The sequence below is a fragment of the Candidatus Dependentiae bacterium genome, from assembly GCA_026389065.1.
Taxonomy (GTDB): Bacteria; Babelota; Babeliae; order Babelales; family Chromulinivoraceae; genus JACPFN01.
Genome location: JAPLIP010000059.1, coordinates 1 through 10,860, shown reverse-complemented (window position 1 = coordinate 10,860; position 10,860 = coordinate 1). Strand labels below are relative to the sequence as shown.

The 10,860-nt window shown below is 34.6% G+C and carries 14 protein-coding genes; 8 read left to right on the top strand and 6 right to left on the bottom strand.

Going from position 1 to position 10,860, the window contains the following annotated elements; all coding sequences use genetic code 11:
* Nucleotides 1–149 precede the first annotated feature (149 nt).
* Nucleotides 150–899, bottom strand: coding sequence for a hypothetical protein (locus tag NTU89_04340; protein ID MCX5923757.1), 750 nt, complete (start codon nucleotides 897–899; stop codon nucleotides 150–152).
* Nucleotides 900–1,018: 119 nt separating this feature from the next.
* Here NTU89_04340 and NTU89_04335 point away from each other — a divergent pair, with 119 nt between their 5' ends.
* Genes NTU89_04335 through gatA form a run of 5 tightly spaced genes read left to right on the top strand, consistent with a single transcriptional unit; the run spans nucleotide 1,019 to nucleotide 5,178 of the window.
* The gene (locus tag NTU89_04335; GenBank protein MCX5923756.1) at nucleotides 1,019–1,306 is read left to right on the top strand and encodes a hypothetical protein; all 288 of its coding nucleotides are present in this window, start codon (nucleotides 1,019–1,021) and stop codon (nucleotides 1,304–1,306) included.
* Nucleotides 1,303–1,959: a 16S rRNA (guanine(527)-N(7))-methyltransferase RsmG gene (gene rsmG / locus NTU89_04330; GenBank protein MCX5923755.1), complete on the top strand. Its 657-nt coding sequence runs from the start codon at nucleotides 1,303–1,305 to the stop codon at nucleotides 1,957–1,959. Before NTU89_04335 ends, rsmG begins: the two co-directional genes overlap by 4 nt.
* A 28-nt stretch (nucleotides 1,960–1,987) precedes the next feature.
* A complete protein-coding gene (locus NTU89_04325; GenBank protein ID MCX5923754.1) occupies nucleotides 1,988–3,415 on the top strand; it encodes an MATE family efflux transporter in 1,428 nt (475 codons plus the stop codon).
* Nucleotides 3,408–3,692, top strand: coding sequence for an Asp-tRNA(Asn)/Glu-tRNA(Gln) amidotransferase subunit GatC (gene gatC / locus NTU89_04320; GenBank protein ID MCX5923753.1), 285 nt, complete (start codon nucleotides 3,408–3,410; stop codon nucleotides 3,690–3,692). Before NTU89_04325 ends, gatC begins: the two co-directional genes overlap by 8 nt.
* A 28-nt stretch (nucleotides 3,693–3,720) precedes the next feature.
* Entirely contained in the window at nucleotides 3,721–5,178 is a 1,458-nt protein-coding gene (gene gatA / locus NTU89_04315) for an Asp-tRNA(Asn)/Glu-tRNA(Gln) amidotransferase subunit GatA (GenBank protein MCX5923752.1), read from the top strand.
* A gap of 189 nt (nucleotides 5,179–5,367) precedes the next feature.
* Here the strand turns inward: gatA and NTU89_04310 are convergent, their stop codons facing one another.
* Nucleotides 5,368–5,532, bottom strand: coding sequence for a hypothetical protein (locus NTU89_04310; GenBank protein MCX5923751.1), 165 nt, complete (start codon nucleotides 5,530–5,532; stop codon nucleotides 5,368–5,370).
* 400 nt (nucleotides 5,533–5,932) lie between these two features.
* Here NTU89_04310 and NTU89_04305 point away from each other — a divergent pair, with 400 nt between their 5' ends.
* The 3 genes from NTU89_04305 (at nucleotide 5,933) to NTU89_04295 (ending at nucleotide 8,586) form a co-directional block, all read left to right on the top strand.
* A complete protein-coding gene (locus NTU89_04305) occupies nucleotides 5,933–6,652 on the top strand; it encodes a hypothetical protein (protein MCX5923750.1) in 720 nt (239 codons plus the stop codon).
* Between the two features lie 115 nt (nucleotides 6,653–6,767).
* Nucleotides 6,768–7,733, top strand: coding sequence for a tRNA-dihydrouridine synthase (locus NTU89_04300; GenBank protein MCX5923749.1), 966 nt, complete (start codon nucleotides 6,768–6,770; stop codon nucleotides 7,731–7,733).
* Between the two features lie 4 nt (nucleotides 7,734–7,737).
* On the top strand, nucleotides 7,738–8,586 hold the full coding sequence (locus tag NTU89_04295; protein MCX5923748.1) for a rod shape-determining protein MreC: 849 nt from the start codon (nucleotides 7,738–7,740) through the stop codon (nucleotides 8,584–8,586).
* A 58-nt stretch (nucleotides 8,587–8,644) separates the two neighbouring features.
* Here the strand turns inward: NTU89_04295 and NTU89_04290 are convergent, their stop codons facing one another.
* The 4 genes from NTU89_04290 to NTU89_04275 form a co-directional block, all read right to left on the bottom strand.
* Nucleotides 8,645–9,235, bottom strand: a complete 591-nt coding sequence (locus tag NTU89_04290; protein ID MCX5923747.1) for a hypothetical protein — start codon at nucleotides 9,233–9,235, stop codon at nucleotides 8,645–8,647.
* 107 nt (nucleotides 9,236–9,342) lie between these two features.
* Complete coding sequence (locus NTU89_04285; GenBank protein MCX5923746.1) at nucleotides 9,343–9,774, bottom strand: hypothetical protein; 432 nt, start codon at nucleotides 9,772–9,774, stop codon at nucleotides 9,343–9,345.
* Between the two features lie 94 nt (nucleotides 9,775–9,868).
* On the bottom strand, nucleotides 9,869–10,633 hold the full coding sequence (locus tag NTU89_04280; GenBank protein ID MCX5923745.1) for a hypothetical protein: 765 nt from the start codon (nucleotides 10,631–10,633) through the stop codon (nucleotides 9,869–9,871).
* Nucleotide 10,634: 1 nt separating this feature from the next.
* Nucleotides 10,635–10,860: hypothetical protein (locus tag NTU89_04275; GenBank protein MCX5923744.1), on the bottom strand; the 226-nt coding region annotated here is incomplete at its 5' end.

Sequence of the window (10,860 nt, the reverse complement as noted above, 5' to 3'; positions counted from 1 at the left end):
AATTTATATATGCAAGATTACTTAGGGGCTACCGCATCTGAAAGCTCTGCGCTTCTTACTACTCAAACAAAAGAATTTTTTGATGCAGTGCAAAAAGAAACATCAAGTCTTGAAAATCCATCATCAGCATATATTGCGTAACAACTTTATTATTTATTTGGCTGTTGAATCGTTGAAACAGTTAATGCTTCTTGTTGGTAGTCAGCATATGTTTGCTCAAAATATTGTTTTATAGCAAGCGTGTAAAATGCATTATAAATGAAACAAAATTCTTTTTTGATATAGATGTTTGGCAGCGTTAAATTTGGGCTATAGTCAGTTATAGTTGCGCCAAGTGGAATAAAAATATTTTCAGGGTCTGAAATTATAATGACCGTGTTTAGTGGGATGCTATTATTTTTTGGAATCTCTGCCAATGTTGCCTCAAAATAATAAAGCTGAGTTTCTTGGTTTTGTTTTAATTGTACGTGATACATTTTTGAAGGATGTTTTGGATCAATTTGCCAGTTGTGAATAGTTGCGGGAGCAAGAATATAAGCTGCTTTGATACCTTTTGTTATTAAAAAATTCATAGCAGGAGTGTCTTGCAGCTTAGGAAATACAACTTGGCCTTTTTGGTCACTTAATGCAACATGCCCACCATACATGCACATGATTCCAGGTACGCCAGATGAGCGCTTACTCCTTTTAATGATTTTTCCTGATACAAAGCCAGGCTGTTGAATTTTTTTAGATAGTTTTTCTAGTGACTCCTTATCTAGCAATTCTTGATCATTTTTCGTTGCTTTAAAATATGGATACTTTTGCAGATAAAATGTGACTATTGTGTCTAGGGCGTGTTGTTGACTAGAGTTGCTGATAATGGTTATAAAAAATAGAACTTTTATTAAATATTTCATCTTTATCTCCTTTTTTTGATATGGTACCATGTCGTTAATAATAAAAACTATAGTTTTGTATCATTAGCCAATAGTTTGCTACAGAATGCTTGCATTGATCTAAGTAAAAAGGAGATTTTATGAGAACAAGTCTGTTTATAATTTTAAGTATATTTGGTGGAATAATACATTCCAGCCAAAGCAATGCTAGTAAGACAAGTGATGATCAAGAATGCTTTGAGGAACAAGATATTTCTTGGACTGAGTACCTTGGAAAATATAGAGATTATAAAAAATCTTTAGAATCCATGCATTTCTATCATCTAGTAGGCATAATAAAGATTGAAAACTTTCAAAAGCCAACAAAGCAAAATATTATTCATTGGCGAATGAAGAAAAATAAAGATAAGGGTGAAATACAAACATGACTTCGGATTTTAACAACGTAGATTTAAGCAGTATTTGGAATAAATTTGCAGATAAGTTTGCAATAAACAATGATCAGATCGATCAGTTTAAAAAATATTTTGATTTGATTTTGCAAGAAAATCAAAAATATAACATCACCGCAATTACTGGGTCCAAAGAAATTATTTTAGATCATTTTTATGATTCACTTTCATTGCTTTTGTTTTCCAAAGCAAATCTTAAAACAATTAAATCTATCGTAGATGTAGGATCTGGAGGTGGGTTTCCAGGAATTCCACTTGCGATTATGTTTCCACACATTCAATTTAATTTAATAGAAGTAAATAATAAAAAAGTTCATTTTTTAAAATTGGTTGCAACAGAACTCGGGCTTAACAATATTACGGTCCACACTGATGACTGGAGAACTTTCTTAAGAATCTTTAAACAACCAGTTGATCTTTTTATAGCGCGTGCATCACTCCAAGTATCAGAACTGATAAGAATCTTTAAGCCATCATCAATATTTCAAAAAAGCATGCTTGTTTATTGGGCTTCAAAAAAATGGGTACCAACAGAAGAAGAAAAAGAGTATCTTGATGAGTGTTTGTTATATCTAGTCGGTGATAAAGAGCGTAATTTATGCTTTTTTAATCACAAGGCGTTAAAATAATTTTTATAGTTTGGTAGAGGGGTAATTTATGGAACATGGGATTAAGCCAAGAAACGCTACATCAAGAATCTATAATTTCTTTCAGCCTGATGGCGGGCTGTCATATTCAAGAATTTTACGTTATTTTTATCCAGAATGTATCACTGCATTAATTATTTATTTTTTGCCGTACTGCATAGATTGTTACTTTATTTGCAACTTAAAATCGACAAACTTGTATGCAATTTCTGGCATTGTTGATAATTTTTTAACCATGTTTTTAAAGGCTGCAGAAGGTCTTTCTATCGGGACAGTAATCGTAGCTGGCTATCATAATGGATTAAAAGAGTATCGAAAAGCAGGAGAAGCGTTTGTCGATGCTTTTTGGACTGTTATTTGTGTCGGCGCGTTAGTGTCTTTAACGCTTTACAGCACAGTTTCTCTAGTTTGTAAATTTAATAACTTCTCTCCTGAAATGATTGAGCAGGGATCTCCGTATCTTCAGGCTAAATCAATTTCTATCTTTTTCATGTTTATATATTTTGCTTTAGTTGGTTTTTTAAGATCGATAAAAAATACCTTTGTTCCAATGGTAGTTTTTGCCATGGGAAGCGTTGTGTTTGTTTTGGTTGATTACCTTTTAATTTTTGGAGTGTGTGGATTTCCAGAAATGTGCTTGATGGGATCAGCCGTTGCCTCTTTGGCTCAGTATTTATTTATGTCGATTGTTATGCTTTTGTATGTCATGTATGCAAAAAGTCATGAGCAGTATCGATTATCATTTTTAACTAAAAACATTTCAATATGCCGAATTAAAACATTGTTGTTGGTATCAATTCCTGTTGTTGTAGATAAAGTTTCGATAGCCTTTGCCTACGCTTGGCTTGGATCATGCATGTCTCATCTTGGAGCGACTGCGGGAGCAGCGTTTTCAAGTATTAAACTTATGGAGCGGTTTGCTTTTTTACCCGCGATAGCATTTGCTCAAATTATTACCTTTTTGGTCAGCAATGACGTTGGTGGTGGTAAATGGAAAGACATCCATGCCAATATTTACAGAGTCTTGATTATGGCAATGCTTATGGTAGGAACGATTTTAATTATTGGTTCTATTTGGCCATATGTGTTTGTAAGTTTGTTTGATAGAAAAGGCGAATTTGGATATTTAGTAGCAAGAATTTTTCCAGTGCTCAGTGTACTTATTTTGATAGATTTGTTACAGTTGATTTTATCTGCAGCGCTGAGAGGTGCTGGTGATGTGCGTACCGTTATGATAACCAGGGTCTGTGTTATTGGCGGATTTTTCATACCATCTACTTATCTTATTACATTTTTTCAGTTTGATGAGTTGGTTACTAAAATGATGGTAACATATGGTGCATTTTTATTTGGAAATGGCTTAATGAGCATCGTGTACGTATTGAGACTAAGACAAAATCATTGGAAAAGACAAAAAGAAAAGGCTTGCAATGACTAAAGTTACAAAAGAAGAAGTTAAAAAGTTTGCAGAGATGACCAAGGTGTCTTTTCAAGAGCATGAGTGGGATGGGATTATTACGCAATTGAATGATGTTTTATCCTATGCTGAAAGAGTTGTTCAAATTGCTCAGCAACAAGTGGACAGTCCTTCTATAAAAAATGTTAATGCTGATAGGGCAGATGTTGCGATTCCATCAAACGTTCAAGCGATTTTAGCGCAAGCGCCACAGCAAGAAGACAACTACTTTGTAGTCCCTAAATTTTTAGATAATTAATTAAAATTCATTTCCGCGGGAGCTTTGCATGAACGATCTTAAAAATGATCTATCGTTTGCAACGATTCAAGAGCTTAAAAAAGGTTTAGATAATAAAAGTTATTCATCATCAGAATTGTTAGATTTTTATATACAAAAATTTACAGAGCATGATGGTAAAATTAAATCAGCTCTTGAGATTTTTGATAAAAAATCAATTTTAGACAAGCATCAATCTGGCGGGATACTTGATGGTATTCCTGGAATAATAAAAGATAACATTTGTCAGCAAACTCGAATCGCATCATGCGCATCAAAAATGCTAGAAAATTATCGAGCAACCTATGATGCAACCGCTATCGATCGATTAAAAAAAGAGGGCGCACTGCTCATTGGTAGAGCAAATTTAGATGAGTTTGCGATGGGTAGTTCAACGGAAACTTCCGCTTTTTTCAAGACTAAAAATCCTTGGAATTTAAATTGTGTTCCGGGTGGTTCTAGTGGTGGATCAATTGCAGCAGTTGCTGCGGGCATGGTTCCTTGGGCAATTGGTAGCGAGACTGGTGGCTCAGTTCGTCATCCTGCGGCATTTTGTGGAATCGTTGGCATGAAACCAACATATGGCTCAATCTCCCGTTATGGGCTCATTGCATATGCTTCATCTCTTGATCAAATTGGTGTTGCAACGCGCACGGTCTTTGACAGCGCTTTGGTTTATTCTGCGATGGCAGGGCATGACCCAAAAGATGCTTCAAGCTTGCAAGGCCTTGTAAAAAAAGATTACACCAAAGAGCTTGATGGGGCACTTCCTAAAAATTTACGGATTGGAATTGTTAAAACGGCATTTGAAACAGAGGGTCTTGATCCTCAAGTAAAAAAAATAACTCAAGATGCAATTGAATCGTTGAAAAATGCTGGAGCAACGGTTGTAGAAATTGAACTTCCAACTTTAGAATACAGCGCTGCGACTTATTTTATTATTAGTCGTGCTGAAGCTGCGTCAAACTTATCTCGTTTCGATGGGGTAAGGTATGGTTATCGAGCTTCTGGCGTAAAAGATTTAAATGAACTCTATACAAAAAGCAGAAGTGAAGGCTTTGGTACCGAAGTAAAAGTTCGAATGCTCATTGGAAACTATGTGCTTTCTGCTGGATACGCTGGTAAGTATTATAATAATGCTCAAAAGGTGCAAAGTTTAATTCGCAAAGATTTTCAAGATGCTTTTTCCAAAGTTGATGTTTTAATGATGCCGTCTCAGGCTTGTCAGGCTTTTGAATTTGGTAAGTTTGATAATAATAAACTAGCAATGGATTTACAGGATTATTTTTTGTGTGGTGCAAATTTAGCAGGAGTTCCTGCAATATCTGTTCCCTGTGGATTTACGAAAGATAATATGCCAGTTGGCGTTCAGTTGATTGGGCCGCATTTATCAGAACAACTTTTGTTTAAAGTTGGTCATGCTTATCAGCAAATAACTGATTGGCATAAAATGCATCCAAAGTTATAAATTTAAAAATAGACAAAAAAATAAAGTAGGGCTCAAAACTGAGCCCTACTTTATTTTTTTTACGCAACTGTTGCTGCGCGCGGAGTAACTCGTTTCATTGGACGAGTTGCAGCTTTTTTAGCTACTTTACGTTTAGGAGCAGCTTTTTTAACTGCAGCTTTACGTTTAGGAGCAGCTTTTTTAGCTACTTTACGCTTTTTTAGCTACTTTACGTTTAGGAGCAGCTTTTTTAACTGCAGCTTTACGTTTAGGAGCAGCTTTTTTAGCTACTTTCCGTTTTGGAGCAGCCTTTTTAACTGCTTTACGCTTTGGAGCAGCTTTTTTTACTGCTTTTTTTGCTGTTACCTTTTTCATATATTCTCCTTTTTTGTGGAAATATTTTTCAACACTTACACTTTATAAGATAATCAATTACGAACGCAACGATTTTTTTAAAAATGGTCATTTATGGCATAGCATTAAATCTTTTGATAAAATTTATTTTAGAAAATATTTAATAATTTAATCTTTTTTGTGCAAAATAATTGTTGTTTTTATGCAAATGGTTATCCTTGTGGTTGATAAAGTTTTAAAATTTACATAAATAGATTGCTTACAGGAAACTAACTTATCAATTCGCGATTCTTTCTTTGTTTATCTTTGCAGTATTGATTACAGCCAGTGTGATTATAATTAGCAATTTTATTGAGAATCAATTTCTAATATTTATTCAACACCTATTTTTCATAATAATTTTATACATAAGGAAATATTTATGGCAGACAAAGTAACAACTAAATTTACAACAAAAAAGGCTGGATCATTTAAAGTTATCGCAGCGGTATGTGCCTTTGCTGGAAGTATGATTGCAAGTGATGTAGAAGTTCCAAGCGTGGTACCATCTGTTGAGACTGAGGTAAGCGATAAGCATCTAGTGAATTTATCTTCACTTCAAGAGTTTATGAAAAAAAAGATTTCGAATATGCATACTGCGCAGATGCCAATGGTGATGATAAATCCAAAGCATGATGAAATAGAAATAACCGGTCTGGATACATCGGCCAGCATATGGTCGGCTGCAAGCTTTTTTGGATTACAATATGCTCGCAATTATTTTAATAAACGCTCATACAAAAAAAGCCAATCAAGGCTGAAAAATGAAATTGTACCGTTGTGTTCGCCATTAGACATTTCCTCTATTCATGCTTGGGATCCTGCTAAAGATGTTGCTACAAAGGCAGACGATGTGATAAGCATTGCGAGCAAAAGACAGAAGTTTATGGAAAGTTTGGCAACTGAGCATAATAAAATTTTAGAGGATCATAACAATAAAGTTAAAGATCATAATGCATTCATAAAAAACTATATGAAAAAAACATCTCGCGCCAGACGCGTTGCATGCCTTGGACGCTTTGCTCCTTTGGTTGCAGCTACCGGAGTGTACATAGCGGTTGCGTCTCGGGATAAGCAGGATGAGGACCTTGGAAGCCTTTAGGGACAAAAGATTAAAAATCCTCAGTTTTAGGACTGAGGATTTTTTGTGTTTTGAAAAACTGGTTGAATGTGTTAAACTATAAAAGTTCGTCATAACACTGTTTTTTGAGCAAAGTATGGATTATTTTAAGCAAGAATTAAAAATCAAGCATTTGTCATTTCCTAGGTTTATAGGTGGCCCTCTTGATGGGATTACCGATTCTCCTTTCCGAAAATTAGTTCGCGGCTTTTCTAAAGAAGAGCTGCTTTTTACTGAGATGCGTCATGTCTGTTCAGTGGTTACCCCAAAGGGTGGCGCGATGGCACTGGATTTCGCTCAGTTTGAACGACCTTTGAATTTTCAAGTGTCTGCCAACTCTCCAGAATTTGTTCAGCGTGCGTGTGAAAAAATAGTTTTGGCTGGTGTTGATATGATCGATTTAAATGTTGGTTGTCCGGCTCGAAATGTTGTTTCATCTTGTTGTGGATCAGCTTTAATGGCTAATCCTGTTATGCTTGAAAAAATACTTAAAGAGTTTAAGCGTGTTATTCCTGATCATATTCCATTTACTATTAAAATTCGTGCTGGATTTAAGCATGCCAATGCTGTTGATATTGCAAAATTAGCTCAAGACTGTGGAGTTGATGCGTTATCGATTCATCCGAGGTTGCAAACTCAAATGTTTACAGGTCAGCCTGATTATAAAATTGCTGCTGAAGTTAAAAAAGCTGTTTCTATTCCTGTTATTTTCTCTGGTAACGTTGTTAATTTTAAGACAGCAAAAATGACCTATGAAATGACCGGCGTTGATGGATTTTTAATTGGTAGAGGTATTTGGGCAAAGCCATGGAAGCTTGAAGAAATGAAGCAGCATTCGCTTGGCAATGAGTATGTAGTTGACTCAAACATGATTCTTCAAGTAGCCTTAAAACATCTATCTTTAATGGTTGAGCAGTTTGGGATGCATGGGCTCATGCGTTTTCGAAAACATCTGCCTTTTTACATTAAAGGTCATCCGTCTGCGAGCGCTTTGCGTCAAAGACTGGTAAGATCAGAATTAGAATCTGATATAAAAGAAGGTTTGCAGCAGTTTTTAGGATAGAGTAATGATAAGGCAAGAAGTTAGATATTGGTTTGTTCACCTGTTTTATCTTCTATTTTTTCTATTTTTAATCAATCGATTATTCTTTTTTTCATCGGGTGTTGCCGAGCGTACGGTTTCATTTGTTTTATATCCTTTTTTTAAAATCCATACGACCATTGCGTCATCAATTCATCAAAAATCTCAGCATCGTCAAGACATTGAAAGCCTACAAAAAGAGCTAGATTCATTATATATTCAGCATGATCTGTTGCAGGGTCATTTAGCAAAGATGCAGGCGCAGCAGCTATTTATTCAGCAGAGTTCAGAATTAGTAAGCTTTGCCATGCGGTATGAAGTCGATAAAAAAGAAATAGCAAAAGTGCTCATGGTTCTTATAAGTCCTCAAGAAGATATTATTTTTATTGATGGTGGTATTAATAAGGGTATTTCTAAAGACGATGTGGTTGTCTACCAAAATTCATTGGTTGGGCGTGTAGTTGAAGTGTTTTCGTGGTACAGCAAAGTCGCATTGATAACAGATCAACGGTGCAAAATATCTGCTCAAGGAACTGGAGATAGTTTAGACATACAGCCATTGGTTGAAATTTCAGCAGGTTGTAGCTCGATAGCATCGGGCATTTGTTGCGGTAAAAATAACAACAAGCTTGAATTCTCCTTTGTGCCACATTTTAAAAAAGTTATGGTTGGTGATGTGGTTACTTCAACCGGCCAAGGTCTTATGTATCCTCAAGGCTTTGCTTTGGGCATTGTGCAAAAAGTTTCGACCGATTTGGTTTCTCACAATATTGAACTAAAGCCCTTTTTTGATATTCATCATATTTCTTATGTCTATGTTTTTACCAAGTCGTAAAAAAATCCACTCCTTTGAAAGAGTGGATTTTATCATTAAATCTTAATTGAAAATTCAATTATTTTTTTCTTTTGTGATAAGACATACCACCAAAAAAGCTTAAAATTATCAGACTAAGCAGCGCAATAAGCAACAATGCATTGTTTTTACTAAATGAGTTTAATTGATGCTCATGCGTTATTTTTTCTAATTTTTGATTATGTTTTAATTCTTCTAGTTTCTGTTGGGCATTAATTTGAGATTGCAACAAATCATGCTGTGCATTGATATGTCGAATTGACTCTTTTTCTCGTTCAATGTTTTGCACAACTGCTTGAAATCCACCTGGATTGTCCATAGCTAATTTAGCATAAACTTTTGATTGAGCTCTGTCGTAACCAAGATCTTGAAACATTTCACGATATTTATTCATTTTCTTTTCGCGAGATCTATTTTCAAAATATGAGACAAGTCCAAATCCTGCACATGCTCCAACAAAGCCAGCTGCGCATTCACCAAAAGATGGTTCATGGCGATGGTAGATTATTGGTTCATGGTACACAACAACGGTAGGCGCAGGTCTATAAAATATAGAATATGGCAATACTTGTGCTGTTAGAGCTGTTAATGCGATGAACGCTAGAAATATACGTTTTAAATTGTTTTCCATAATAAAACCCCTTAATAATTAGACTTTTATATCTATTTTAAGAATACCATAAGGGTTAAAATCATCAAAAGGCCAGGGGGTATTTAAAATAGTTTTTTAGATTATCCTTAATTGTCTAATTTTGAATAAAGGCTTAATTTTAAATAGTTGATCTTAGATTTGGCTTTAAGCATAACAATTGATGGAGCTGCAATAATTGGACCAAAAGGTAGCTTTGTAGTGTATTTTCCGTATCTGTTTAGATCTTTTTGTAAGGTTGTTTGATATTGTACATAATCTTTGTACCGCAAATGGTTTTTATTCTTAGAAAGTTTCATTTTTTTATCATATGCTTTTTCGTCTAAGACTTCATAGCCTTTTGCGAAATTATCATTTTTTTCAGAATCAGATATTGATAGCAGGGCGCTTACTGCAAGGCCATAAATAGTGAATGCTCCATAGGTAGATGTAGCTGCAATTATACCGACCGTTCTAGCATGAGTTGTTTGCGTTGGTACACTATAAAACATAGTCATTAAGATAAATAATGCTTTTTTCATTGTTGAAAAAGTCCCTAATATAAATAGATTTTAGATCTCTTCATATTATCATGGTGGGGTGAAAAATAAAGTGATAAACGGTGATTTATGCTGTTTAAGTAGGATTTTCTACTTCTTTTAACAATATTACCAGCTTTAAAAGCTGTTTGTATTTTGATAAAGAGTCATTATTTCTGTTTGGATCAAGCGAGTAGGCTTGGTATGATGAGTAAATTGTTGTTATATATGATGCTAAGCAAGGTAATACGATCACTCTGTTATATTCTTCTATCGCGCTGTTATGAATTCTTAGCTTTTCGCCTTCTTTTTGGGCTATCTCAGAAATATAAAACAATTCTAAGCGGCCATTTTCAGCTAAAGCACGATAAATTACATATTTCGCATTGGGATCTTCTTGAGCTAGATTTAAAGGTGTCACATTTCTAGGGCCTGAATTTTTTTTAAAAAAGTCTAGAGCTATGCGTGATGGAACTGTCCAGTTTTTATAAAAATAATAGGTGCTATAAGTTAAAACAGACGCTGCAAGTAAGCTTTTTGCGGCGAATCTTAATACTTTTTGGTCATATTTATGGTTATGTTTTATCTGTGACTCTAGATATGATATTTCATTGGTAATGCATTTCTCTAAATCGTTGAGTATATCGTTTGAAGAGTTATAGTATGTTTTTTTACTCGTGTTTATGTCTTTGATGCTTTCGTGGATAGCCTCTTGTAAGATACTGATCTCAGTTGTTGGTATTTTATCAACAAAAGATTGTATGTATCCAGATTTTACCATATAGGCTAGATTGTCGCTTGGCATGATTACTGTAGAAAAAAAGCATGCGAAAAGAAGGGCTAATTTTATTATAGTTTTCATTTTATTTTAGCTTCTCTAATAATTTATATATTTCATCTGCCATTAACACTTTATGTTCAAGCAAAGCTTTTGCCAGAGCTGTAAGCTTTGATTTGTTTTTCTTTAAAAGGCTTATTGCTCGTTGATATTCTTGCTCAATTATTTCATGTTCATTTAAGCCATTTATTTCTTTTTTTACTATGCAAGCGTATTCATAGGCCATTTGGTAGTCACTAGATTCTCTGAGT